The sequence below is a fragment of the Dyadobacter psychrophilus genome, assembly GCF_900167945.1.
Taxonomy (GTDB): Bacteria; Bacteroidota; Bacteroidia; order Cytophagales; family Spirosomataceae; genus Dyadobacter; species Dyadobacter psychrophilus.
In genome coordinates, this window is the sequence record NZ_FUZA01000006.1 from 165,047 (window position 1) to 191,330 (window position 26,284).

Below are 26,284 nucleotides of genomic sequence, written 5' to 3' on the forward strand. Positions count from 1 at the left end.
CCGGGTGTAAGTAATTAATAGATTATCGAAATTCATAACTATTTGCAGAAATTCCCCAAATATTCAATTTCCATATATACGCGTCTGAGCTTCTCACGAGAGCGCATAAGGCGCATTTTAACTGCGCTTTCGGTTAATTGGGATGTTCCTGCTATATACCGTATGCTCCGGTCATCCATATACTTCATATAAAGAAGGGCCTTTTCGTCAGGCTGTAACTGGTCCAAAGCCTGTCGCAATATGTTTATATTAACCTCTTCAACCCCAAAAACTTTATCCAGATCCATGTGCTCAACAGAGTCGGCGCTGTCCTGACGTACGGTTATGACCCGTTTTTTGTTGGACCGCATCAGGTCCATGCAATGGTTATACGTGACGGTGTAAAGCCAGGTGGAGAATTTCGCGCCTTTTTTGAAAGTGTTCATTTTGAACACCAATTTAAGAAACACATCGTGGGTGAGATCTTCGGCGCGACCGGCGTCTCGTGTTAATGAAAGGCATCTCTGAAACACTTTGAGCGCGTATCGGTCGTATAGTTTTTCAAAATATCGGTCATTCCCGGATTCTAGAAAAAGCTTAACCAATTCCTCGTCTGTTACGTTATGCCATGCATAACCTGCGAATGTTTCAACCATCTTAAATCAATATCACTGAGAGTGTGTGTCCAAAAAATTAATGGATTAATCAATTTTTTGTAAATATTAAAAAACAACGCCTGGTATACAAATAGATACCAGGCGTTGTCAATATTATTTTATAAGAAGTGCTTTTTACGCTCCGATAGCGACTCTTTTGAAAGATTTCACCGTTAAACCCTTTGCAGTTTTCTCTAGTAACTGGCGGATAGTTAGCGAAGAATCCTTTACGAATTCCTGATTCAACAAGGTATTATCCTTATAGAATTTTTGAAGTTTTCCCTGAGCGATTTTTTCAAGCATTGCCTCAGGCTTACCTTCTGCTCTTGCTTGTTCTTTACCCACTTCGATTTCGCGCTCAACTGTTGCTGAATCCACTTCGTCTTTATCCAAAGCGATAGGCTTCATGGCAGCGATCTGCATGGCAACGTCTTTTCCAAGCTCAGCAACATCTGTTCCGTTAACACCTTCAAATGCTACCAAAACGCCCAATTTGCCATTGGAGTGAATATAAGGGACTACTTTGTCAGCTGTTACATTTTCGTAAGCAGTGATTTCAAGTTTTTCTCCCAATTTACCCACCAGGTCAACAATGTGCTCGCTAACAGGACGGCCGTCAGACAATGTAGCTGAAAGCAAAGCGTCTTTATCAGCAATGTTATCTGCTACTGCTTTGTCCAAAATGCTTTGTGCGAGATTTTTGAAATCTTCTACATTAGAAACCGGCTCAGTTTCGCAGGCAAATGCGATCAGTTTACCATTTGTTCCGTCAGCGCTGATCGCTACAACCACTGTTCCTTCTGAAACTGCGTTATCAGCACGTTTTGCTGCAACTTTTTGTCCTTGCTTACGAAGAATATCAACGGCTTTGTCAAAATCACCGTCAGCTTCCTGAAGTGCTTTTTTACAATCCATCATGCCCGCGCCAGTCATTTGGCGGAGTTTGTTTACATCTTGTGCGGTGATTGCCATGATCTATTTTTAATATTGGTTATTACTGATTTGAATGGAAACGGCTGTTAATGTTGTGTTAGAAAACAGTTAACAAATCCGCATCCGGTAGAATTTTAAAAAACTGTAGCCCATAGCAATAGGCTATGGGCTACTTTATCTGTTCAGACAGGAAAGGCGAAAACCTATTCCATATCGCCCTGATTACTCTTCATCACTTTCAGCAACACTTGTCTCCGCAGGAGCTTCGGCACGCGGAGCTGCTGCAGTTTCTTCGTTGCCTTTGTCAACCTGACGTTTCGCTTCTTCCTCTTCTACCATGCGCTGATCGTCTTTATCTTGTTTGCGTTCCATCAAACCTTCTTCAATCGCTTTACCAATTGCCAAAGTGATCAATGAGATAGCTTTGTAAGCATCATCATTGCTTGGGATTGGGAAGTCAACAAGATCTGGGTTTGAGTTCGTGTCGCAGATCGCAAAGATGGGTATGTTCAATCTTTTTGCTTCTGAAACTGCAATGTGCTCGCGTTTTACATCAACGATGAAAAGGGCAGCAGGAAGACGAGTTAAGTCAGCTACACCACCTAACACTCTTTCCAGTTTATCCTTTTCACGTGTAAGCATCAGGCGTTCTCTTTTCGCTATATTGCTAACCGTGGTTTCGTCTTTTAGCATCTTCTCAAGAGTCTGCATTTTTTTCAAAGACTTGCGAATTGTGCCGAAGTTTGTAAGCATACCACCCAACCAGCGATCAGTTACGTAAGGCATTTTAAGGCGTTTTGCCTCTTCCGTTACGATTTCCTGCGCTTGTTTTTTAGTAGCAACAAACATGATCTTACGTCCTGAACGAACGATCTGCTTCAAAGCGGCTTCCGCCTGATCGATGCAGCTCAAAGTTTTATTCAGGTCAATGATGTGGATCCCGTTTTTCTCCATGAAGATGTATGGAGCCATGCGTGGATCCCACTTGCGGGTAAGGTGACCAAAGTGTACACCTGCATCCAATAGTTCTTTATATTCTATTTGTGCCATTACAGATTAATGTTTTAAAAAATGTCTTAATAAAATTACGCAGCACAGCACATCGGGCACGATAAGTACTGTCTGGACATTTGAATATTAACGTTTCGAGAACTGGAATCTCTTACGAGCCTTAGCGCGTCCGTATTTCTTACGCTCAACCATACGAGGGTCACGGGTAAGGAATCCTTCTTTCTTCAACGCACCGCGGAATTCTCCGTTGTATTCGCAAAGCGCCCGGGAAATAGCCATACGGATTGCTTCCGCCTGTCCTGAAATCCCACCGCCTCTTACATTGACTTTAAGATCATAACCGTTGCCTCCACTGATCACAGCAAAAGGCTGCTGAACAACGATCTGGTGCACTTCAAAAGGAAAATATTCCTTGTAATCGCGTCCGTTAACCTTAATATCTCCTTTGCCGGGCGTCATATAAATACGGGCCACAGCTGTTTTTCTCCTACCTATTTTGTTGATCACTTCCATGAATTACAACTTGATTTCTTTTGGTTGCTGAGCGCTGTGCGGGTGTTCTGCATCAGCATAAACAAACAGATTTGTGAATAAACGACGTCCCAAACGATTCTTTGGAAGCATGCCTCTTACGGCTTTCTCGATTACACGACCTGGGTGTTTTTCGAGCAACTCACGGGGAGTTTGAAAACGCTGACCTCCCGGATAACCTGTATGGCGAACATAAATTTTGTCCGTCATTTTCTTTCCTGTCAACTTGATCTTATCGGCGTTGATAATGATAACATTATCACCACAGTCCACATGAGGAGTGTAACTTGCCTTGTGCTTGCCTCTGATAATTTTCGCAACTTCACTTGCCAAACGGCCTAAAATTGCATCCTGAGCATCCACAACAACCCACTCCTTGTTCACTGTGTTTTTGTTCGCCGAGATGGTTTTGTAGCTTAACGTATCCACGATTAACAAAAATTTTAATTGATTTTCAATAAATTACACTGTAACAAGACAGTCCCATCGCAAAATGGGAGTGCAAATATAGAGTTTAACAAATTGAATAACAAGTATGTTTGTGAAATTTCACCCGGCAGCAGGAATCAGGGCACATTGCAAGTTTCCGTAATGCCTAGTGAAGCAAAGGAAAACTTACCGCAGCATACGGCATGCCGTAGTTTTGCGAAACACGGCGTTGATTATTGTCCAGGAACACTTTGCCGTCTGCAACATTCTTTGTCCTATACGCAATATGCCCATACACATAGCCGATTTTGACACCAATGCGCCTTGTTAGATAAATGCGTGCATACGCCTCGGACTGTCCGTTATAGTTTTCCAGAAACAGTGGGGCAACATTAAAAATCACCGGCGAAGTTTTCAACCACATCTCGTTATTAGGAGATCCCGTTCCAGGCTCGGTTATATTTCTTTCATAGTAACCGCGTCGCTGAGAACCGAATGACGCCCCAATTAAGTCTGTATTTATCCCCAGATCAATTTTCCAGAACCTTAAATTGGCTCCAACTACAAAGCTCAGTCCGTTGGCGGAAACTTTGTCATATTCCAGATAATCCTGTGGAGAATCGGTTTTTGTATACAAATTCGTCCGGTTTGCATAATAGCCCCACGCCCTGATGCCCAGCCCAAACCTGAACCACGGGATTCTGTTCATGCTCACCTGTTCATAATAAAGGACGGAAGGCGCAAAAGAATTGTCGTCACTGAAACCCGTTCCGACATCAATAACAGCGCTTGCCTGCGATTGCGTTTGACCGTAAACATTCACGGCGCTTAGCGCCGCTATCAGAACTGCAAAAACGTAGAAAACTTTCATTCGAAACATTTCAATAAATTTTAGTGTGAGAAAATTAATTTAATCATCGTAACCTGAATCCAAATATAGGTCACAGCATTTGAAGAATTGCGATATTGCGTCATTCCTGATCCTAAACCTTGATGATTAAAATCATTAACATGAGAAACTCTATTTTTAAACATTATGTGATGGCAGCGCTGGCTTTTGCCGTGACGCTCCATGTAAGCTATGCTCAAACTCCTGAAAATCTTTCTTTCAGGCCGCTTTTTAACGGAAGAAATCTGAATGGCTGGGTGGATGTGAATACATCCAAAGACACCTGGAAAGTGAAAAACGGAACCCTGATCTGTTCTGGCAAACCTATCGGCGTGATGCGATCCGATCGCCAGTATGAAAATTTTATACTGGAAGTTGAATGGAAACATATGGAGGCTGGCGGCAATTCAGGCATTTTCGTATGGAGCGAAGGCACTCCGCAGGAAACTGACCCACTTACCAAAGCAATAGAAGTGCAAATGCTGGAACTCGATTATGCCAGACAACATAACGCAACGGATGATTATGTACATGGTGAGCTGTTCCCGACGATGGGCATGACGGCCGTTCCCGATAATCCAAGAGGCATCAGGAGCAAATCCCTTGAAAAAAGGTGTAAAGGAAAAGGGGAATGGAATAAATATGTGGTGGTTTGCGTGGACGGAACTGTGAAGCTTTCTGTGAACGGTAAATTTGTCAATGGTTTGAGAAACTCCGAGAGAAAACGCGGCTATATATGTCTCGAAGCAGAAGGCGCCGAAATCCATTTCCGAAACATGCGCATTATGGAACTGCCCGATGGCATAACCAGTGCTGCGCAGACGGCCCCACTGGTCAACTGATTTGCTAAATTAACTTTATGCCATAACTTAGGGCGGATATAACGCTTTTTGCATGAAAATCTCCTTCGTTGGTTCCGGAAACGTGGCCTGGCACCTTGCCCAGGCCTTTGAAGATGCCGGTCATTGGATTTGTGAAGTTTATAGCCGCGACACCCAAAAAGCCCGTCAACTGGCTTCCTATCTTTACGATACCAACATTCAACCGGATCTTAATTTTTCCGAAAGCGAAGCCGATTTGATCGTTATAGCCGTTTCTGATGATGCACTGGAAAGTGTTATCGAGCGCATTGTGCTACCCGAAGGCGTTATACTGGTTCACACTTCGGGAACCAGATCACTCGCGGAATTTCAAAATCTGGTGGAGATTTACAGTGACGTATATGTGCATACCGGTGTTTTTTATCCGCTTCAAACCTTCACAAAAGGATTGGAAATGGACTACAAGGAACTTCCTTTTTGTATTGAGTCAAAAAGTGAACTGATTGAAAATAAGCTTATTCTGCTTGCACAAAGCGTGAGTGACAATGTAAGCCGCATGGATTCTGATGAGCGCTTCATTCTGCATGTGGCGGCGGTGTTTGCCAGCAACTTTACCAATTATCTTCTTACGGTTTCGCAAAATATGCTGGAAAGGGAGCAATTGAACTTTGATCTCTTAAAGCCCCTGATCCAGACAACCATTCACAAAGCATTGCTTTCCAATGACCCTGCGCTTGGCCAAACGGGTCCTGCGCGCCGTGGCGACTGGAAAACGACCAACCGGCATTTGGAATATTTGCAGGAAACCAATGAAGATTGGACCGAGATTTACAGGCTCATGACCGACAAAATCAGGAACTTCTACATCTCAAAATAATAGGTCCCGGTGCTGTCTCCTCAAAAGTTAGGCTATATTTGCGGAATTCATTATCCTGATTTTTCATGAATGCAGCATTAACAGACCGCTTTAAACGCATTACAACCTTTATTTTCGACATTGACGGCGTCATGACAGACGGCAGCGTGATTGCGCTGGAAAGCGGCGAGCAGCCCCGGAGTTTTAATGTAAAGGACGGTTATGGCATCAATCGTGCGATCAGGATGGGTTATCGGGTGGCAATTATTTCTGCACAAAATCAAATGGGTGTCCGCAAACGACTTGAATATCTCGGCGTGACGGACATCTTCATCGGAACTTCACCGGATGGTAAATTACCGGTTTTTAAAAAATATCTTGCAGAAACCGGTCTCACCGAAGACGAAATCGTATTCATGGGCGACGACCTGCCCGATTATGAGGTAATGCGAACCAATGTGCTCAGTGCTTGTCCGGCTGATTCGGTGGACGAAATCCTCGCATTATCAGATTATATATCTCCCAAAAACGGTGGTCACGGCGCAGTCCGCGACCTGATCGAGCAAGTAATGAAGGTTCAGGGCAAATGGATGGCTTGGTTTCAATAATCAGTCAATGCAGAAATCAGGCTTAGCATAAGTGGAAAAAAAGCGTTACTTCCCAAATCTCAATGGTATCCGGTGCATTGCGGCCATGTTGGTCGTTTTCCATCATCTGGAACAGGCAAAACATGCCTTGGGAATTGCCAATATTTATGAGCTTCCGATCATCCAGCATGCCGGACGATTGGGCGTCGGGCTTTTCTTCGTCCTGAGCGGCTTCCTTATTACCTATTTATTGTTGGAAGAACGTGGCCGGTTTGGCGATGTCGATGCTAAGAAATTTTATCTGCGCAGGGTTTTCAGGATCTGGCCTATTTATTTTCTGATCATTGGTCTTTCCTTTTTTGTATTTCCACACATTGAGCTGCTCAATTTTCCGGGAACGGACGAGAAGCTTACTGTACACGCCGCTGAACGACTTACATTGCTCCTATTGGTTTTGCCCAATTTCGCCTTCGTGCTTTACGATCTGCCTTACTGGTGCGCTCAAACCTGGTCTATTGGCGTAGAAGAGCAGTTTTACTATCTCTGGCCCTGGCTGATCAAATATCCTAAGCGGCGCATTCCTATCATTCTGCTTTTTTTGGGCATAACGGCTGCTATTCTTTTCATTGGCTTACATTATGTAAATGTTGATGAAGAAACAAAGAGCACAATGATCTCCACTTTTTTAGGTCAATTCAGAATCCAGACCATGGCTTTGGGCGGGTTGTGCGCCTGGCTGGTTTACAATCAAAAATCGCAGATACTGCAAGTCGTTTTCCGCAAAGACCTGCAAATCGTTGTGTATACGCTCTTACTTGCACTTTTTCTCTCAGGTATTCACTTTTACGGCTTTCTGGAAGTTTACGCGCTTTTCTTCGCCTTCTTTATCCTGAATGTTTCGTGCAATCCAAATACAATTATTAGCCTGAACAATGCAGTAATGAGCCATCTGGGAAAAGTCTCCTATGGACTATACATTTACCACGTTTTTGTAATTGTATTGATTATCAATATCTTGACTAAATATCTCCCGGACTGGACTGGCACATCATATCATATTAGTTTGTATGTGATCACCTTTGTGGCATCCGTTGCAGTCGCTTCGTTCTCTTATTCCTATTTTGAAAAGCCCTTGCTGGCGTACAAAGACAAGCGATTCGGGAGATAATGATCACTTCGTTTGGGGAAGCTCCGACATGGTGTAGAATTTCAATTTCTGGCGGTCGGCTTCCTTTAATATTTTTTCAAGAAACGGCACATTAAAGCCATATTCACCGTTTCGAGGCTTGCTATACAGCGGTTCGTGACCAAACAACATTAAAGCTTTATTTGTGCTTTTCGCTTTTTCAAGCGCTTCGATCATTTCCGGCTCTGTTAATCCAGTGTCCTCATCGATCAGCAGCGCATCCACAATATCTTCATTATCAAATGAATAATAAATCCACGGCATGAGTCGTGGCGCCAATGCATACATTTGAAAACCCATTATTTTCCGTCGTGATATGGCTACGTCGCGAAGGATTTTAAATCCACTGGCCAGCAGCACAGAATCCACCCGATTGTTATGATCGCCGCCCGGATGCGCGTACGAGGTTGGTTTGAAGCCTGCCTTCGCCATATACGAAAGGCCGGGTGTTATTTCAATTTCTTTATATTTTTCAGGGCCTGCTGCAATCAATTCAGTTGATTTGCCATGAATCGTGCCATGAAAGCCGATTTCGTGACCATCGCTTTGCAGTAATTTCAGCTTAGCAACTTCATCATTTGTAAGGCTATCCGGACAGGTTACGAAGAAAGTGACCTTCGCATTATATTTTTGGAACATTGGCCTTAATGCAAACCATTCGTTGATAAAATGATCATCAAAAGAAATGGCTACACCCGCTTTTTCGTGCGTTTCCGCGCCATTTTGGCATTGGATCATACTCATGCCGATAAAAAGAATAATGCACTTAAACAGGCAATGACGCAAGAACGTAGCAGCTGAATATTTCAATACTTACCGGATGAAATGTTATTTTCGCTAAATTAATCACACAAAATGAAAATCCTCCACACGGCTGACTGGCACATTGGTAAAAAGCTCGATAATTACCCAAGACTGGAAGAACAACGCCAGGTGCTCGAAGAAATTTGCCAGATTGCTGAAAATGAGCAAGTCGATGCAGTAGTTGTTGCAGGTGACCTGTTTGATAATTTCAATCCTTCTTCCGAGGCCACAGAGTTATTATACAGCACATTACATCGCTTATCAGCCAATGGGAGCCGCGCCGTAATCGCCATTGCTGGAAACCACGATTCTCCTGAGCGCATTCAGGTGCCGGACGCATTAGCGAAAGTTTGCGGGATCATTTTCGTAGGTTTTCCAAATACAGAAATTTCGCAATTCTGCACGCAGGCAAAGGTCGATATTTTGCGCACGGCAAAAGGATTTATTGAAATAGGACTTCCCAATGCGAGCTTCCCGTTAAGAATTCTCCACACCCCTTATGCCAACGAGCAGCGTTTGAAGACTTTCTTAGGCGTTGAAGATTCGGAAGAAGCGCTTCGGGTTCATTTGCAGCAACATTGGCAGGAGCTGGCAGATCAATATCTGGATGACGCTGGTTTCAACTTGCTCATCACCCACTTGTTCGTCATGAAAAAAGGCGGCCCCATGCCCGAAGAGCCTGAGGAAGAACGTCCTATCTTGCACATTGGCGGCGCACAAGCCATTTACACAGAAAATTTCCCTGATAAAATACATTATATCGCGCTTGGACATTTGCACAGATATCAGGTTGTTGACAAAAATCCGGCACCGGCTATTTATTCCAGCAGCCCGCTCGCTTACAGTTTTTCAGAAGCCAATCAGACTAAGTACGTGGTTTTGATCGAAGCTGAACCCGGTAAGCTCGTCTCCTATCGCCCGATAGAACTGACAAAAGGAAAAAAATTACGCAGAAAAAGCTTCAACGACATTGATAAGGCAATTGAATGGCTAGGCGAGCACAGCGAAGATCTGATCGAGCTAACCATTATTTCCGATAATTACCTCGAAGCGTCCGACAAAAAACGCCTCAACGATGCACATTCCGGCATCATCCAGATCATCCCCCAAATCAAAAAAAGCGAGCTCTCCACCGCCAACGCAGAAATCGACCTTTCGCTAAGCATGGAAAAGCTATTTCAAGAATACTTCAAAACAAAAAACAAAGGCCAGGAACCTTCGGACGGATTAATGGAGGTTTTCAGGGAGGTTTTGGGGACTGAGGAGGAAGGGTAAACAACAAAAAAGCGACAGGCAATCCGTAGATCACTTGTCGCTCGATATGAAGGTTTTCAACCCTTAGCTAGCTCTTTTTAGCTTCGCTTCGATGGTCTGCTGTGTATGAGGGACGATTCTTAGTCTTTCTTTTGGGATTAATTTGCCGGTGTCGATGCAAATTCCGTATGTGCCGTTTTTGATGCGAACCAATGCATTTTCCAATTGAATGGAGTATTTCTGCAGTCTGGCTGCCAGCTGGCTCAGGTTTTCACGCTCGCTGGCGTCGGCTCCGTCTTCAACAAGTTTGGCCGAACCGGCTGTAATGTCGGTGCCGCTGTCGTTCTTCTTACTTAAACCTCCTTTGATGTAATTAAGCTCACTCATTGTTGCTTCCAATTTTCCGCGAATGAGTTCTTCAAATTCCCTCAGTTCTTCCTCTGAATATCTTGTGCGTTCTTCTTGCATAATCTTAATTGATTTGTAAATCGTTATTAAGGAGCGTTTCAAAGTACAAAAGTACTAGTATTCTGCCTATTTCGGAATTATTTAATAGAACAAAGCTGCCGACTAAAAAAATCTAACTTGAAGTGACATCAGGCACTTTAACTGACAAAGCCACAACCTGGAAGAGGAAATGGCTTTGTCATGTTTGTTATCTTATTACTTGTAAAGCACCGACTTTACAGCTTCCACCACTCGTTTCACGCTCGGCAGGATCTCTTCGATCAATGTCGGCGCATAAGGAAGCGGCACATCGCGGTTCGTTACGCGGATCACCGGGGCGTCCATATAATCAAACGCGTGGCGCTGAATGTGATAGGTGATTTCCGTTGAAATGGATGCAAGCGGCCAGGCCTCTTCTACAACCACACAACGATTTGTTTTCTTAACTGATTCGATGACAGCAGGATAGTCAATAGGACGAACTGTTCTCAAATCCACAACTTCTACATCAATTCCTTCTTTTTCCAATTGCAAAACGGCTGGCATAACAACCCGTGGGATCATTTTACCAAAAGAAACGATGGTAACATCTTTTCCCTGACGTTTTATGTCTGCTTTACCAAGGGGGATCAGATATTCTTCCTCAGGAACCTGCATTTTGTCTCCGTACATCACTTCTGATTCCATGAAAATAACCGGGTTATTGTCACGGATAGATGATTTCAAGAGCCCTTTTGCGTCATATGGGTTCGAAGGAACAACCACCTTCAACCCGGGGGTGTTAGCAAACCAGTTCTCGAAATTCTGAGAATGCTGTGCTCCCAATTGTCCCGCATTACCGGTTGGCCCGCGGAAAACGATAGGGCAGCCATATTGGCCGGCAGACATGGAAAGAATTTTCGCGGCACTGTTGATGATCTGATCAATTGCAACCAGAGAAAAGTTGAAAGTCATGAATTCAACAATGGGGCGAAGTCCGTTTCCGGCAGCTCCTACCGCAATCCCGGCAAAGCCAAGCTCTGCGATAGGCGTATCGATTACGCGCTCGGGACCGAATTCGTCCAACATTCCCTGACTTGCTTTATAGGCGCCGTTGTATTCTGCAACTTCCTCTCCCATTAAAAAAATACTCTTGTCAAGGCGCATCTCTTCCGACATGGCGTCGCGAATGGCATCTCTGAATGCTAATTCTTTCATTCGTAATTTTATAATTATTTAATTCTTAGAAGAAACCATTGCTAATCCATGCGATGTGTAGGATTTAATCTGCTCGGTTACATTAAAAGAGGTTTTGTATACTTATTTCAAAATGATCTGGTAAAATTAGAGAAACGAGGCCAATTCTCAAATTCTTTATATTAACTATTCTTTACACCGGAATTACATCCACTTCGACATTAAGCATGTGTTTTCCATAACTAAAAATGATCCCCTTCAAAGGCGGCACGTCGCTGTAATCCCGGCCCCACGCAGTTACAATATGCCGCTCGCCCGGAACAATGTTATTTGTCGGGTCAAAATCACACCAGCCGTAATCGGGAATGTAAACCGAGATCCACGCGTGCGACGCATCCGAGCCCTGCAATTTGGGCCTGCCGGGCGGTGGCAGCGTTTCCAGATATCCGCTTACGTAGCGCGCTGCAAACCCGTAGCTTCTTATACAGGCAATGGCCAAATGCGAAAAATCCTGACAAACGCCCTTTTTGGCAGCTAAAACATCCTTAATTGGCGTATGTACAGTTGTGAAATCAGGGACAAAATCGAATTCACTGTAAATTTTCCGGCAAAGCGCTTTTACACATTCATATAGCGGCACCCCCTCCTGGAAACAATCTTTGGCAAAATTCCTGACCTCTTGGTCCCATTTTACCATCGGACTTGGAAGCATGTATTCCAGCAAAGAAATTTTCAATGCACGGTCACCGAGCAGCCGCTGACGCGCTGTTTCACTGGATTCCTCCGAAGGCAAAAACAATGATCCGGTGGCATCCGTAATCCGCTCCACCATTGCCGTAGTGAGCACAGTGAGCGTTTTGTGCGGTGAATGCAGGGAAAAATAATGGGTTGTATTACCGTAAAAATCCTTGCGTGCAATAATGTGCGAGGGTTCCGGCGAAATATTAATTGTGAAATTCTGACATAACTGATCGGGCAATGACCGCGGCGCGAGACATACCAGACTATGATAATTATTGACCGCCTCTGCGTATTTATATTCCGTTTTATGAACCAGTTTATATTTCATCCGTATCGTATTCCTTGGGGTCGTAAAATGAATGATGCATGAGCGTATGGCTGAAATACATGTTGGTCAAATTCACAGAGACCGAACTGATCAGCCTGGAAACCTCCGAAAGCAGGTGAAACAATTCCTGCCTTTCATAACCTACATTGCTTTTGCTCAGCTCTGTAACATCCGCCAGTTTTACTAATGTTGACGCTTGCAAAACATATTTCTGGGCCTCATTCAGGCGCTCGCTCCGGGTTGTTACGGGTAACCTGCCAATGTTGTTTTTCAACTCATCGAGCATATAAACCAGCGAGTAAGGCAATGTTTTTTCCAACAAAACCATATCCAGCATCGCTTCCACACTTAAATGTGATTTATAGATCTGCCGGTAATTGACCAGCAAATGATGGTTGATCAATGTGGCCTCGATCAGTTCATTTTCCACGCCGGGTGCATTTTTAACACCAAAATTTGATTGTATCACACTCACCCGCGACAAAATCCGCTCGATCAATTTACCCGTTTCCAGCAATAAAAAGCTGTTGTCGCGCGGCATACTCTCGGCGATTACACCCAAAAAAGTGAACATATTGTTGAACAATCCATCCAATGTCTTCTGAATGTTGTTATTATGCATTGATGAAGCGTTCCGGATCTCGTGATAGCCATTATCAATCAAATCAACAATGCGCCATATTTCCTGGTCCCACTGGTTTCTTACGGCTCCTACGGCATTCAGAAATGAGCCTATATTAGCTGCAATGCTGCCTGGCCTGTTTGTATTTGAAATCAAATCAATGATCTCAGTATAAGGATCAGACATCAGATCTTCCTCTTCCAGAAAACCCGGATAAGTGGAAGAAAGATGGGTCAACGATTGCAGCAAGATCTTAATGTGCTCCTGTTTGGCCGAACCACCGAAATTCCTGTCCAGGTTAAGCACATTGATGGTAATGTTCATAAACTTGATCACAGCCATCGTCCGCTCGCAATAACGGCCGATCCAGAAAAGATTTTCCGCACTGCGGCTGGGGAGCGAGACGTGCTTGTTAACAGAAACAGGAGACGTAAAAACAATCTTTTCCTGAACTTCCTCGGTTTTATCAGATACAATCCAGGTGTCCTTCGACAATCCGCCGTATTGATTCGAAATCACAAACCGGTCCTTAACAGGCGAACTTCTCGTTAATCCGCCCTGCATAACGTGATAACCGTTTTCATCAGCAACCATGAATGCCCTCAATGCGGCATAGCGCGGCTCAATGTTGCCATTGATCAGCGACGGAGTTGTGGATAAGCTTACTTCCTGTTGGGCAATGAACTCGTGCGGCCGCTGAATGATCATCTTTTTCAGCTCTTCTTTTTCGGCATAGCTGAGCAGCCTGCCGTATCTGGACCTGAACTTAGTCTTGCGGTTTGCTTTCTTAATGATCAGTTCGTCAAAATGTTCGAGCACATAATTGAGCTCTTTCACATGGCCGCACCACCAGGTGGCAACGGAGGGCATAATGAGCTTTTCACCTAAAAAATAAGTGCAGATATTGCCCATAAATGCATGAAACGCATGATTTTCCAAAACACTTGTTCCCGGCGGGTTCAAAACCTGCACATTACCAAGCCTTATTGCCTGTAACAATCCAGGGACGCCTAATCTCGAATCTTCCCGCAGTTCCAGCGGATCGCACCAATCGTCGTCGATCCGGCGAATGATCACGTCCACTTTTTGCAGACCATCGATGGATTTAAGCCAGACACAACCGTTACGTACGAGCAGATCGTCGCCCTGCGCGAGCGTATAACCCAGGTAAGAGGCCAGATATGCGTGCTCGAAATAAGCTTCGTTATTAGGCCCTGGCGTCAGATAGACAATGTTGGGCGCATCTTTGCTTTTATCGGATAGTTTCAGAACTGTGTTTTGAAGACTATTGAAATAAGGCGATAACTTGCTCACATACATTCCCTCGGCGAGCTCAGGAAGCAGCTTACTCATTACCACGCGGTTTTCCAATGTATAGCCCGACCCCGAAGGCGCTTGCGTCCGGTTATCAACGATCCACATTTGCCCGTCCGGCCCACGTGCCATATCGGCGGCAAACATGGTCAGCTGGTTTTTAGCAGGTATTTTTATATCAATGCACGGGCGGAAAAAGCCGGTGTTATCAAAAACGAGTTCGGCGGGAATAATGCCATCTTTGACCAGATTTCTTGGGCCGTAAAGGTCTTTCAGGATCAGATCGAGCAGGATAGCGCGCTGTTGCAGGCCTTTTGCAATGCCGTTCCATTCTTTTTGTTCAATTAAAAAAGGGATCGGGTCCAGCTGCCAGGGACGGTTAAGGCCATCAGGCGTGCCGTAAACATTATAGGTTACCCCATTTTCCCTGAGCTTGCTAATGATCTCCTGATTCCTGCTTTTGAGCTCGTTTAAGCCCAGTTTTTCGAGTTTTGAGAAAAGCGCTTTCCAGTACGGCTTTATATTTCCGTTCATATCCAGCACTTCGTCGTAAGAACTAAGCCCGCTTTGATATGATTGTAAAAGATCCACGGGAGCCTCGGTAAGCATAATTCGATCAGTAGGGTTTGCCCTGAAAATCTATTTTGATTTCCAGTATTTACGTAAATCCAGTGTATTTGGATACTCCGGATTGATTAATTCTATCGGCGTATCGCTTTTCATTTCTTTTTTGGTCTCAGCAATAAACCGCGAAACACTGCCTGTACTTTTTTCCAGAATAGGCACTTCCTGTTTGGCAGACGGCGTATGTCCAAAACCCTGGAAAAGGCTGATTTTACGCGATTCTGCTTCAAAACTGTTAACGGGGTAAGTATCAAAACTGCGCCCGCCAGGATGGGAAACGAAATAGGTGCAACCGCCTAAGATACGGTTATTCCAAGTATCCACAATGTCAAAAACCAGCGGCGCATCCGCCCCGATGGTCGGATGTAATGCAGATGGCGGGTTCCACGCTTTATAGCGGATCCCGGATACAAATTCGCCCTTAATCCCCGAACTTCGAAGCGGAACGCGGCATCCATTACAAACCAGAATGTGCCTGCCTTCCACAAATCCGCTCACTTTTACCTGCAAGCGCTCCAAAGATGAATCCACAAAACGGGCTGTGCCGCTGTTCGATAATTCTTCTCCCAAAACATGCCACGGCTCAATGCCAAGGCGCAGGTCGAGCTGGATATTATCGACAGTGATTCCACCATAATGCGGGAAACGGAACTCGAAGAATGGATCAAACCACGAAATGTCGAAGTTATACCCCGCATCTTTCATATCCTTCACCACATCCACCATATCGAGATACGCAAAATGCGGGAGAAGGAAGCGGTCGTGCAGCTCGGTTCCCCAGCGTATCAGCTTGTGTTTATAAGGTTCTTTCCAAAATTTAGCGATTAACGCACGCACGAGCAGCGTCTGCACCAGGTTCATGTGCTTATGCGGCGGCATATCGAATGCACGGAATTCAAGAATCCCCAGTTGTCCCGTTGCGGAATCAGGCGAGTAAAGCTTATCCATGCAAAACTCGGAACGGTGCGTATTGCCCGTAATGTCCACCAGCAAATTCCTGAAAATTCGGTCAACCATCCAGAATGGCACTTCTTCACCTTCCGGGATTTGTTCAAATGCAATTTCAACCTCATAAAGGCGCTCGTCCCGGCCCTCATCAATGCGCGGCGCCTGGCTCGTAGGACCAATAAATGGCCCCGCAAAAAGGTAACTCAGCGCAGGATGATGTTGCCAGTAAGTCAGCAAGCTCCTAAGCAGGTCTGGACGCCGTAATATAGGGCTGTCGGCTGGTTTTGCACCGCCAATCGTCACATGGTTTCCGCCGCCGGTTCCGGTATGGCGACCATCGACCATAAACTTATCTGTGCCCAATCTCGAAAAGAAAGCCTCTTCGTAGAGCGCACTAATATTATCAACCAATTCCTGCCAGTTTTTTGCAGGATGAATGTTCACCTCGATAACCCCTGGATCGGGCGTCACAATTAGTTTCTGAACCCTGGAATCTGACGGCGCCGCATAACCTTCGATCCGTACGGGCATTTGGAGCTTTTCAGCTGTGGCCTCAATGGACGCCATCAAGTCCAGATAATGTTCCAGATAATCGGTTGGCGGTAAATAAACATAGATAATGCCGTCCCGCTCTTCCACACAAAGCGCCGTTTTGATAATCGGAATTTCAAACAGCAATTTATCCTCAGCCTCTTTTTCCGTTAATATTTTTTCATCTTCCTCATCCTCAAAAATCGCATTGACCGGCAGCTCGTAAGGCGGCGCAACCGAGCCATAGCGCGACTCCACAACCGGCTTGAAATCAATTAATGGTGGCAAATCCTCAAATGGACTGCGCTCCACCGGCTGCTCGCGATGCGCCTTGGCAACTTCCGGCAAAGATTTGAGTGGTAGCCTGAAACCAATAGCGGAGTTCCCGGGAATCAGGAAGCAATGATTACGCTTGAACTGCCATGCAGAACTCGACCAATGTTGTCCTTTTTCGTTCCACTTTATTGGTAAAACAAAGCCTGCAGGGTTATTAAGGCCTTTTTCAAGCAACTTCGCTAATGTTCTTCTTTCGATAGAATCTTTTAGATTTACCTTTAATGGATCAACATTAACCGGCAATTTCCCTTCTTCCATCGCCCAATAAATAGGGTCCTCGTAAGCAGGCGTAATGTTATTTGTATCTAAACCAAGATATTTGGTAAGCTCGGTTGTGAAAAGCTCGGCTTCACGGAATGTGTATTTTGTTTGTCCTTCCTTCGTCACCAGATCATCATTGCGCCACATCGGAACGCCATCGTTTCGCCAGTAAAGCGCATATTGCCATCTTGGAAAAGGTTCGCCGGGATACCATTTGCCTTGACCAAAATGTAGAAGTCCACCGTGCGCAAAGCGTTTTTTAAGTCTTAGCGACAAGTCGTAGGCCAATTGTCTTTTCAACGGCCCGTCCGCAGCAGTGTTCCATTCGGGCGACTCAAAATCATCGATGGAAATGAATGTTGGCTCGCCGCCCATGGTCAGACGCACGTCGCCTTCCTGCAAATCTTTTTCCACATCATGGCCAACCTGCATCACCGCAGCCCATTGTTCTTCCGTGTAAGGCTTGGTAACACGCGGATCTTCATGGATCCGGAAAACTTTGTTATCAAATTCAAATGTAACCTCGCAAATGTCCGTTGCACCCGAAACCGGCGCAGCGCTGGCATAATCAGGCGTGCAGCAAAGTGGAATATGGCCTTCGCTGGCGAATAAACCGGATGTAGGATCAAGCCCGATCCAGCCTGCGCCAGGCACATAGGCTTCCGTCCAGGCGTGCAGATCAGTAAAATCCGCTTCCGGGCCAGAGGGGCCATCAAGTGATTTAATGTCAGAAGTGAGCTGCACCAGGTAACCCGAAACAAACCGGGAAGCGATGCCCAAATGTCTCAATATCTGCACAAGCAGCCACGCGGAGTCACGGCAGGAACCGCTTTTGATATTTAATGTTTCCTCGCAAGTCTGGACGCCCACTTCCATGCGAATGTTGTAATGTATTGCATTGTAAATCTGCTGGTTAAGATGAACCAGAAAATCTACGATCTTAATGTCTTTGTCGACTTTTGCCTTTTCAACCCATTCCATAAGGGCAGGCCCGGCTTCCCTGGGTTCCAGATATGGCCCTAATTCCTTCTTTAATGTTGCTTCATAAGAGAACGGATACATTTCCGCGTATTCTTCTACAAAGAAATCAAAGGGGTTAATGACCTGCATTTTGGCAATCACCTCCACTTCCAGACTCAATTCAGTCGTTTTTTCGGGGAAGACGACCCTTGCCTGGTAGTTGCCAAAAGGGTCCTGCTGCCAGTTTATAAAATGATTTTCGGGAGTAATTTTTAATGAGTATCCTTCAATGGCCGTTCTGGAATGTGGGGCCGGGCGAAGCCGGAAAATGTGCGGTGAAAGTGAAACGCTCCGGTCAAACTGATATTTGGTTTTATGAGAAATAGCAACTTTTATAGCCATAATTGAAGTATTACAATAGTCTTAGGTTAATTCGGCACCAGGAAATTTCAGGACTTTAAAAAAATGTATTATACCAATTTTTCAAAACATTCCGCTTGATAAAAACAATTATACGAAATATTATTTTTCACCTTGCCTGAATTTCGGAATCCGCGATTTGAGCAATGCAATAACGGCATATGTTTTCTAACATGCCTCACGTCTGATTCATTCCTCCGGAAATTTTCTCAATTTGTTTTTCCAAAGCCGATAATTGTTTAAAAGTTACGTAATTCGCTCAAAACCTTACGATACAAATACATTATCCTTCAAATGAAAATTGCAATAATCGGCTGCGGAAATATGGGAATGGCCTTTGCCCGTGCCTTCCTGAAATTTGACCTGGTAAAAAAAGAAGACTTTTTACTGGTTGAAAAAAGCGAAGACCGCATGGAGAGCCTTAATGCATTCCAGCCAGGCGTTATTACGGGCGTCATAGGGCCGCAAATAAGCGAATATGATCTGATCATTTTATCGGTTAAGCCTCAGGATTTCACCTCTGTTTCAAATGCTTTGCGTGAAGTTGTGAAGCCAAATCAGGTTGTGCTGTCCATTATGGCAGGTGTAACCATTGAAATTATACAAAATTCACTGGATCATAAGGCAGTAATCCGTGCCATGCCAAATACGCCTGCCATGCTTGGAATGGGCATTACGGCTTATTCTGCGTCGCCGGAAGTGGACATTAACCAACTGCGAAAAATCGAAAACCTGATCAATGCAACCGGCCGTTCCGTGTTTTTGGAAGATGAGGACCAATTGAATGCCGTAACTGCTTTGAGTGGCAGCGGGCCGGCCTATTTTTTCTATGTCGTGAAAGCAATGATTGAAGCAGGTAAGCAAATGGGCTTTGAAGAGTCCGTGGCAGCATTATTGGTAAAACAAACCATGCTGGGCTCTTTTCATTTGATCAATACAGCGGATAAGTCTCTGGATGAGTTGATTAAGGCGGTTGCTTCAAAAGGAGGAACAACGGAGGCAGCATTGAGGCAATTTGAAGCCGGGCATTTAGATGAAACATTGAAAAATGGGATCATTGCCGCGCAGGTTAGGTCAACGGAATTATCGAAGGGATAAAGTTTGAGATATCAGCATACCTATAACCAACTGCTATGGGCCAATCAGATAAATTGAAAACGCTGGACACTGTGCTGAACGGATTGATGCGCAGATACAAAGAACGCGTCCCGGATGTGGGCATAATTCTGAATGCAATGGTCTCCAAAGACATTGTAAGTAATTCGGATAACATTGAAAATGACCACATTGCATTTCGGACAATGGGTGTCCCAAATCTTGGGGTCCAATCATTTGAGAAGATTTTCCTGCATTATGGATATGAGAAGCGGGACCATTATTATTTCGAAGGCAAAAAGCTCGACGCCTGGTGGTATAGTCCGCCCAGAGAAGCCGATCCGCGCATTTTCGTCAGCGAACTGCGGGTTAATGATCTCTCCGAAGAAAGTCAGCGCATTATCAAAAGCTACACCAATGAAGTGACGAGTGATCCGGTTGACTCACTGGACCTTGACAACGGCGAGGAAGTGGATGCATTCCTCCATCAGCCATTGTGGCGCACACCGACTGTGGCCGATTACAAATCGCTTTTGCAGGAAAGTGAATATGCCGCCTGGGTTATTTATAACAGATACTATCTTAATCACTTCACAATCAGCGTTCATAACCTGCCCGATGGCTATAATACAGTGGCAGCGTTCAATGAATTTTTGGAACAGAATGGCATCCGCTTAAACACTTCGGGCGGAAAAATAAAAATCAGCCCTGACGGCGGACTTCTCCAAAGCGCCACCGTCGCAGAAATGATCAACGCCGAATTTGCAAACGGTGAACATTTACAAATATCCGGTTCCTACGTTGAGTTTGCAGAGCGCAAGGTTTTGCCTCATTTCCTAAACATTCCCCCAGCAGAAATCCAAAGAAAACACCGCCGTGACGGCTTCGAAGCCGCGAATGCCGATAAGATTTTTGAAAGCACCTACACCACGCAGACCGGGAGGTGAGTTAGTCCGCAAGCACAGATTGTTCAAATAACACGTCCGGGCAAAAATCCAATGGTGCGGGGATAAGTTTGCCGTCGTAGTCGACCATTTCAGATACATCGTCCCAATAAATGGTTCTGCCGTCGGTTTTAGCTTCGAGAAAACGCTGTTCGTTCAGTATTTTATAATAATGACTTTGCTCCTTTTGAAAATAGTCCGAAAGGAAAGATCCAAAATCAATCTTCCTCACCTTATCATCGCTCCATAAAGCTTCAATAATGTACGGCTTAATCGATAATATTTCTTTCACTCTGGGATTCATTATTGCAAAGGTCTAATTTTTCGAAACTGCCCGTTGTCCTTTTGTGATTCCTGATAATTGATCGTAAGATCATCGCGATAAAGCTCAACCCAGGCTTGAATTAGCCGAATCTGCTTCCTCGGTAGATCTCCGACTATAATATTGCCGGTTTCAATGGAGAATTGCGCTTCATAATCGCCATATTCCGCGTGAAAATGGGGTGGAAGATGATCTTTGAAATACATGTAAATCACTATTCCGAAAAAACGGGAAATTTCAGGCATCGGTTCGTATTTAAGTGTGTGAAAATGAAAAATATGAAGCTTAACGCTCAGCCAAATTTATATAATCATTCATTCACTAAAAAATAAACGATCCGACAAGCATTTCCTGTGCTCTTTTCATTCTTGTCATTGGCGATGGTTAGGTGCAGTTTATGCTTCCCGGGGGAGAGTTCGTCGCCCAGCATGAGATACCAGGGTAAATGCAGCTGGTTGCTCCATGGGGTAAAGAGGTCAAGGGGCTGGGATTTTTTGCCGTCGATCGTGTAGGTGATTTTTCCTGCGTCTGGGCCTGAGATGATGGCTATGCCTACGCCGCGGCCTTTGAATTCAAGGTCCAGCGAGGCGTTTGGCTGCTCGCCTACCAGCATGGGAACATTGACAAACCCGGGCCTGGTGGGCGTTTTGTCCGCTGGTTTCCAATCGGGGTTGACAGAAAATCCTTTTAGATTTTTGGATTCCGTAATCTCATGATAGCTTCCTTTTTCGTAAGAAAATTTGTCCAGCGCTGCCGGAAGTGTGATCGCGTCTGTAACCGTGCCGCTATCCGTTTTGATCAATTCCTTAATGGTTTGAAAATACACTTCCTGACCATAAGGCGACGGATGCAGGTCTTTGAAATCGTATTTCCACGAAAATTCCCCTGCTGCGATACGATCGTAAACTTCTTTGGCTAAATTAATGTAAGCGGCTCCATAATGTTTTGCAACACGCTCATGCACTGCAACTTCCAGAGGCTCTTTTCCATTTTCATAATCTGTATTTTTCATTGGCTCGGCAAATGCCATTAACACAACATTGGCCTTTGGATTAGCTGCATATAGATGTCTCAAAATCCCTTCCAGGCCTCTAATCTGTGCTTTTTCGCTAAAACCATTCCCCCGGTCATTCACGGCAGCTTCCAGGAAAAGCAAATCGGGCGTGCCTTTTGCCAGCACGTCGCGGGTAAAACGAAATGCGTGCGGCGTACTTCCCAGTGACGGAATGCCTGCCGCAATAAAGGTAAAGTCGGTATCCGGAAAATGTTCTTTCAGATATTGCGCCGTTTTGTCGCGCCAGCCCGGATTATGCGTGATGGAGCCACCTAAGAATGCGACCGTGCCTTTTTTCTCTTTTTTGAATTTATCAAAAGCATTGCCCAAGCCCTTATTAACCTGAATATAAGGCTTGTGAGCCAATGGTTTTTGAACCGGAACGCTATGCTGTTCAATGAAATTGGCAAAATACTCAGGATGCTCGATGGGAAAATGATGCCCTTCCATTTCCTGCTCGCCGCGCGTCATCGGGTAAACGCTGATGGGACCGCCGAGTTGCATATAGTTTTTGACCAACAAATCACTGTTCTCCTCGGCGGGAACATGCTTGTCTTTCAGGCCGATAACATGAATGATCGGCACTTTAAATGCCGCTAACCCGGCCAGATCATTTAACGGAATGTCGGTAAACTTTGCGGCTTCTTCCTCCGATAAATTAAAGAGTTTCAGCCAGGCTGCCCAGTCTTTTTCAGATCCCGGCCCTTTTCCCTTTCCTCCCGGCCAACTTTTTGGATCGCAAACCGGGGCTTCGGCATAAATGCAGCTAACTTTGTCGGGATTACGTTTTGCCCAGCCATATACATACAATCCGCCCCGGCTTACACCTTCAAGCGCGACCTTGGGTGCGAAGTGCTTTTGATTTACCAGATAATCATAAAAAGCATCCCAAACTTGCATGGCTTTGGGGTGCGCAAACATATCATTGGTGTTGATATAGGCAATATGAAACCCTCGAGAAAGCAGAATACTGTCCATTTCTGTGTGCCAGGTTGGGAAATGTGCGCGCCACACCCAGGGGTTTCCGGCAATGGCCTTTTGCGGTTTTACAAACCAGGCATTTCTGTTTTCGAAAGTGAAATCTATCTTCTCAAATCCCTTCCAGGTTGACACTTTCTCGGCAGGCTGAGCTACGATAAATGGCCCTGAGACCATTAGAACGGCAAACCATATTCTAATTAAATTTCTCTTCATCATGCCGGATAAAGGAAAATGCAAACCGGATTTACCGGTAAAATTTCACGGTTGGTATGATATTTTAAGTGTTGGTACCAAACTATATAAGAAGACTTATGGATAAGATCGAAAAGTTTAAGACCATGGAGAAGATTCTCCGTGAAATCGAAGATTTAAAAAACAGTGAGACTGCGGTGATCAAAAAGATAGGTCAGATCGAAACGGAAAATATGAATGTGAACGTTCAGAACCTTGATAAATCGCTAAACGAGATTTATGACGGTGTTTATAAAAATCTTCAGCACGTGGAAGATCTGCAGACTTCGTTCACTGAAACAGTCGCTGACTTTAAGGAGAAGAATAATATAACTGATGAGATGTTACTTGAATTTAGTGAGAACAATTAATTGCTCACTAAATGGTGAAAAAGGCTGCATATGCAGCCTTTTTTTATGCCCCGGCGTCATCAGAAGCGCCCTGGGCCAGCGCGCTCCAGTCCAGGTTATCCCTCTTTTTTGCAAGTGCTGAAATAAACCGGTTACGAATGAGATCAGCCATAGGCATAGGAACATTGGCGTCCGACGCAGTTTGTAATGTAAGGTTAATGTCTTTGAGCCCTAGAGCAAGTTTAAACGCAACCGGTTCATAAACGTTATTAGCAACCAATTTTCCGTAATTCTGGAATATCGGCGCCGCAAACAATGTCTGGGTTAGCATTTCGTAAATGCTTTGTCTTGAAATCCCGTTCTTCTCTGCCATTGTGAATGCCTCTCCCATCATTTCCAAACTCGCCGCAATCATGAAATTTCCAGCCAGCTTTACCACATTGGCGGCGCCGGGATCTTCTCCGAAATCGTAAATTCCTTTTACAAAACCCTGTAAAATAGGCTTCACAATTTCCTTCGCGGCCGCCTTCCCTGAAATGGCAATGTTCCCTACTCCGGCGACAACCGCTTCCGGTCTTGCGAAAATTGGTGCGGCAATGTAAGTGGCTCCATACCAGTCGTGTATCTGGCTAAGTTGGCGCGAAGTTTCCGGTGAAATGGTGCTCATGGAAATGTGGATGCCGCCTTTGCCCAGCTTCTCAACCAGTTCCATGGAGAAAATTTCTTCAACAACTGCATCGTCGGCCAGCACTGAAATGACGATTCCCCCTGTCTCAATGGCATCAATAGCGTTCTCAACGACTTTTGCGCCTAATTTAGTCAAAGGTTCCGCTTTTGAAGCCGTTCTATTCCAAACGGTCAACTCGTAACCCGCATTTATCAAACTTTCTGCAATCGGTGTCCCGAGGTTACCTAAACCCAGGAATGCTATTTTTTCAGACATAATTATTAACGTTTAGTAGAATCAAACCTGCATGACCCCAACATTAAAAGGCTTCTCGATCGGAGCCTGATCTGCTGCTGCAATGCCAATAGAGATAATTTTCCGGGTTTCCACCGGATCAATGATGCCATCGACCCATAATCGTGCCGCGGCGTAATAAGGTGATAATTCCTGATTGTAACGATCTGTGATTTCGTCCAGCAATGCCTTTTCAGCTTCTGGTGTAATGGTTTCGCCTTTCGCTTTTAATGTTGCTGTTTGTACTTGCAGCAACGTTTTAGCCGCTGTTGCGCCGCTCATAACCGCCATTTGCGCTGTGGGCCACGCAAAGATCAGCCGCGGATCATATGCTTTTCCACACATGGCATAATTGCCGGCACCATAGGAATTCCCTACAATAAATGTGAATTTTGGAACAACCGAATTGGCAACCGCATTCACCATTTTGGCGCCGTCTTTAATGATCCCACCCTGCTCGGCGCGGCTTCCAACCATAAAGCCCGTCACATCGTGGAAGAAAATGAGCGGGATTTTTTTCTGGTTGCAGTTCATGATAAACCGCGCGGCCTTATCAGCCGATTCGCCATAAATGACACCGCCCATCTGCATTTCGCCTTTGCCGGATTTAACCATTTTACGCTGATTGGCCACAATTCCGACAGCCCAGCCATCCACACGCGCATAAGCGCAAATCAATGTCTTTCCATAGTCCGGCTTGTATTCATCCAGTTCCGAATCGTCCACGATGCATTCCAGAATGTGGCGCATGTCGTACGGTTTCAGTCGGTCGGTGGGTAAGAGTGTATAAATTTCTTCGGGAATGCGCTTGGGTTTTATAGGTGTTTTTTTATCAAAACCTGCGGAAGCGGGCCTTCCTATTTTATCAATGTGTCGCTTAATGGCATCCAGGCAAGATTTATCGTCTGGAAACTTGTTATCGGTCACGCCGGATATCTCACAATGCATCGAAGCACCGCCCAGCGATTCTGAATCCACATCTTCGCCAATAGAAGATTTCACCAAATAAGGCCCAGCGAGATAAACCGAACCGGTTCCTTCAACTATAAATGCTTCGTCCGACATGATAGGTAAATATGCCCCGCCGGCCACACAACTGCCCATAATAGCCGAAATCTGTACGATTCCCATGGCCGACATTTGCGCATTGTTCCTGAAAATTCTTCCAAAATGCTCCTTGTCCGCAAAAACTTCTGCTTGCATGGGCAGATAAACGCCCGCGCTATCCACCAGATAAATGACTGGTAAGCGGTTTTCCATAGCGATTTCCTGCGCACGGAGATTTTTCTTGGCGGCAATCGGAAACCAGGCACCCGCCTTCACAGTGGCGTCGTTAGCAACGATCATGCATTGTTTTCCTGACACATAACCTATTCCTGCGACCACTCCGCCAGACGGGCAGCCACCTTCCGCTTCGTACATGCGGTCGGCAGTGAAAGCGCCTATTTCAAGAAAATAAGACTCCGTATCGATCAGATAATCAATCCGTTCTCTGGCAGTAAGCTTTCCTTTTTTATGCTGCGCTTCAATTTTTTTCTGACCGCCGCCGAGTTTAACCTGCTCGTATTTTTGCTGAAGAACCTGGATCAATTGAGGAAGACTGTCTTGACTGGTCATATTGATGAAGTAATGTAATTCGTCGCTGACGGGAAGGTCAGGTTTATTTTCAAAAATAAAAAGTCGTTTACCCGTAAGCAAACGA

General features: G+C 45.0%; 25 protein-coding genes. 8 read left to right on the forward strand and 17 right to left on the reverse strand.

Annotation, left to right across the window (positions count from 1 at the left end; all coding sequences use genetic code 11):
* Positions 1 to 38 precede the first annotated feature (38 nt).
* The 6 genes from B5X68_RS20710 to B5X68_RS20735 form a co-directional block, all read right to left on the reverse strand.
* Positions 39 to 635 (reverse strand): RNA polymerase sigma factor, encoded by a 597-nt coding sequence (locus B5X68_RS20710; RefSeq protein WP_082216684.1) that lies wholly within the window; start codon positions 633 to 635, stop codon positions 39 to 41.
* A gap of 135 nt (positions 636 to 770) precedes the next feature.
* Positions 771 to 1,607, reverse strand: coding sequence for a translation elongation factor Ts (gene tsf / locus B5X68_RS20715; RefSeq protein WP_082216685.1), 837 nt, complete (start codon positions 1,605 to 1,607; stop codon positions 771 to 773).
* A 183-nt stretch (positions 1,608 to 1,790) separates the two neighbouring features.
* On the reverse strand, positions 1,791 to 2,618 hold the full coding sequence (gene rpsB / locus B5X68_RS20720) for a 30S ribosomal protein S2 (RefSeq protein WP_082216686.1): 828 nt from the start codon (positions 2,616 to 2,618) through the stop codon (positions 1,791 to 1,793).
* A gap of 87 nt (positions 2,619 to 2,705) precedes the next feature.
* Positions 2,706 to 3,092, reverse strand: a complete 387-nt coding sequence (gene rpsI, locus B5X68_RS20725) for a 30S ribosomal protein S9 (RefSeq protein WP_082216687.1) — start codon at positions 3,090 to 3,092, stop codon at positions 2,706 to 2,708.
* A gap of 3 nt (positions 3,093 to 3,095) precedes the next feature.
* Positions 3,096 to 3,539 (reverse strand): 50S ribosomal protein L13, encoded by a 444-nt coding sequence (gene rplM, locus B5X68_RS20730; protein ID WP_082216882.1) that lies wholly within the window; start codon positions 3,537 to 3,539, stop codon positions 3,096 to 3,098.
* 166 nt (positions 3,540 to 3,705) lie between these two features.
* The gene (locus tag B5X68_RS20735; protein WP_082216688.1) at positions 3,706 to 4,410 is read right to left on the reverse strand and encodes a hypothetical protein; all 705 of its coding nucleotides are present in this window, start codon (positions 4,408 to 4,410) and stop codon (positions 3,706 to 3,708) included.
* Between the two features lie 140 nt (positions 4,411 to 4,550).
* Between B5X68_RS20735 and B5X68_RS20740 the strand changes: the two genes are divergently transcribed.
* From B5X68_RS20740 to B5X68_RS20755, 4 genes are all read left to right on the forward strand, one after another.
* Complete coding sequence (locus tag B5X68_RS20740; protein ID WP_212568027.1) at positions 4,551 to 5,270, forward strand: 3-keto-disaccharide hydrolase; 720 nt, start codon at positions 4,551 to 4,553, stop codon at positions 5,268 to 5,270.
* Positions 5,271 to 5,322: 52 nt separating this feature from the next.
* A complete protein-coding gene (locus B5X68_RS20745) occupies positions 5,323 to 6,126 on the forward strand; it encodes a Rossmann-like and DUF2520 domain-containing protein (protein WP_082216689.1) in 804 nt (267 codons plus the stop codon).
* A 65-nt stretch (positions 6,127 to 6,191) separates the two neighbouring features.
* Complete coding sequence (locus tag B5X68_RS20750) at positions 6,192 to 6,713, forward strand: KdsC family phosphatase (RefSeq protein WP_082216690.1); 522 nt, start codon at positions 6,192 to 6,194, stop codon at positions 6,711 to 6,713.
* 31 nt (positions 6,714 to 6,744) lie between these two features.
* Positions 6,745 to 7,860: an acyltransferase family protein gene (locus B5X68_RS20755; RefSeq protein ID WP_229208505.1), complete on the forward strand. Its 1,116-nt coding sequence runs from the start codon at positions 6,745 to 6,747 to the stop codon at positions 7,858 to 7,860.
* Between the two features lie 3 nt (positions 7,861 to 7,863).
* Here B5X68_RS20755 and B5X68_RS20760 read toward each other — a convergent pair whose 3' ends face one another.
* Positions 7,864 to 8,616 carry a polysaccharide deacetylase family protein gene (locus B5X68_RS20760; protein WP_229208506.1) on the reverse strand — a complete coding sequence of 251 codons (753 nt, stop codon included), beginning with the start codon at positions 8,614 to 8,616 and terminating at the stop codon, positions 7,864 to 7,866.
* A 117-nt stretch (positions 8,617 to 8,733) separates the two neighbouring features.
* On the opposite strand from B5X68_RS20760, the gene B5X68_RS20765 reads away from it, so the two are divergent.
* On the forward strand, positions 8,734 to 9,957 hold the full coding sequence (locus tag B5X68_RS20765) for a metallophosphoesterase family protein (protein ID WP_082216693.1): 1,224 nt from the start codon (positions 8,734 to 8,736) through the stop codon (positions 9,955 to 9,957).
* A gap of 63 nt (positions 9,958 to 10,020) precedes the next feature.
* Here B5X68_RS20765 and B5X68_RS20770 read toward each other — a convergent pair whose 3' ends face one another.
* From B5X68_RS20770 to B5X68_RS20790, 5 genes are all read right to left on the reverse strand, one after another.
* On the reverse strand, positions 10,021 to 10,407 hold the full coding sequence (locus B5X68_RS20770; protein WP_082216884.1) for a TraR/DksA family transcriptional regulator: 387 nt from the start codon (positions 10,405 to 10,407) through the stop codon (positions 10,021 to 10,023).
* Positions 10,408 to 10,599: 192 nt separating this feature from the next.
* Complete coding sequence (locus B5X68_RS20775; protein ID WP_082216694.1) at positions 10,600 to 11,580, reverse strand: pyruvate dehydrogenase complex E1 component subunit beta; 981 nt, start codon at positions 11,578 to 11,580, stop codon at positions 10,600 to 10,602.
* A gap of 172 nt (positions 11,581 to 11,752) precedes the next feature.
* Entirely contained in the window at positions 11,753 to 12,628 is an 876-nt protein-coding gene (locus B5X68_RS20780) for a transglutaminase family protein (RefSeq protein WP_082216695.1), read from the reverse strand.
* Positions 12,618 to 15,173 (reverse strand): circularly permuted type 2 ATP-grasp protein, encoded by a 2,556-nt coding sequence (locus B5X68_RS20785; RefSeq protein ID WP_082216696.1) that lies wholly within the window; start codon positions 15,171 to 15,173, stop codon positions 12,618 to 12,620. The genes B5X68_RS20780 and B5X68_RS20785 overlap by 11 nt, the downstream gene beginning before the upstream one ends.
* 30 nt (positions 15,174 to 15,203) lie before the next feature.
* Positions 15,204 to 18,626, reverse strand: a complete 3,423-nt coding sequence (locus B5X68_RS20790; RefSeq protein ID WP_082216697.1) for a transglutaminase family protein — start codon at positions 18,624 to 18,626, stop codon at positions 15,204 to 15,206.
* A 312-nt stretch (positions 18,627 to 18,938) separates the two neighbouring features.
* Between B5X68_RS20790 and proC the strand changes: the two genes are divergently transcribed.
* Positions 18,939 to 19,742, forward strand: a complete 804-nt coding sequence (gene proC / locus B5X68_RS20795; protein WP_082216698.1) for a pyrroline-5-carboxylate reductase — start codon at positions 18,939 to 18,941, stop codon at positions 19,740 to 19,742.
* A gap of 35 nt (positions 19,743 to 19,777) precedes the next feature.
* On the forward strand, positions 19,778 to 20,686 hold the full coding sequence (locus B5X68_RS20800; RefSeq protein WP_082216699.1) for a DUF1338 domain-containing protein: 909 nt from the start codon (positions 19,778 to 19,780) through the stop codon (positions 20,684 to 20,686).
* Position 20,687: 1 nt separating this feature from the next.
* Here B5X68_RS20800 and B5X68_RS20805 read toward each other — a convergent pair whose 3' ends face one another.
* The 3 genes from B5X68_RS20805 to B5X68_RS20815 all read right to left on the reverse strand — a co-directional run bounded on the left by B5X68_RS20805 (position 20,688) and on the right by B5X68_RS20815 (position 23,256).
* A complete protein-coding gene (locus tag B5X68_RS20805) occupies positions 20,688 to 20,987 on the reverse strand; it encodes a hypothetical protein (RefSeq protein ID WP_082216700.1) in 300 nt (99 codons plus the stop codon).
* Positions 20,987 to 21,250 carry a DUF4160 domain-containing protein gene (locus B5X68_RS20810; RefSeq protein WP_082216701.1) on the reverse strand — a complete coding sequence of 88 codons (264 nt, stop codon included), beginning with the start codon at positions 21,248 to 21,250 and terminating at the stop codon, positions 20,987 to 20,989. Before B5X68_RS20810 ends, B5X68_RS20805 begins: the two co-directional genes overlap by 1 nt.
* 65 nt (positions 21,251 to 21,315) lie before the next feature.
* Entirely contained in the window at positions 21,316 to 23,256 is a 1,941-nt protein-coding gene (locus tag B5X68_RS20815; RefSeq protein ID WP_082216702.1) for an SGNH/GDSL hydrolase family protein, read from the reverse strand.
* Between the two features lie 122 nt (positions 23,257 to 23,378).
* On the opposite strand from B5X68_RS20815, the gene B5X68_RS20820 reads away from it, so the two are divergent.
* A complete protein-coding gene (locus B5X68_RS20820) occupies positions 23,379 to 23,642 on the forward strand; it encodes a hypothetical protein (protein WP_229208507.1) in 264 nt (87 codons plus the stop codon).
* 43 nt (positions 23,643 to 23,685) lie between these two features.
* On the opposite strand, the gene B5X68_RS20825 is transcribed toward B5X68_RS20820, so the two are convergent.
* Together B5X68_RS20825 and B5X68_RS20830 are read right to left on the reverse strand one after the other, a co-directional pair.
* Entirely contained in the window at positions 23,686 to 24,564 is an 879-nt protein-coding gene (locus tag B5X68_RS20825) for an NAD(P)-dependent oxidoreductase (protein ID WP_082216704.1), read from the reverse strand.
* 21 nt (positions 24,565 to 24,585) lie between these two features.
* Positions 24,586 to 26,199 carry an acyl-CoA carboxylase subunit beta gene (locus tag B5X68_RS20830; RefSeq protein WP_082216885.1) on the reverse strand — a complete coding sequence of 538 codons (1,614 nt, stop codon included), beginning with the start codon at positions 26,197 to 26,199 and terminating at the stop codon, positions 24,586 to 24,588.
* Between the last annotated feature and the right edge of the window lie 85 nt (positions 26,200 to 26,284).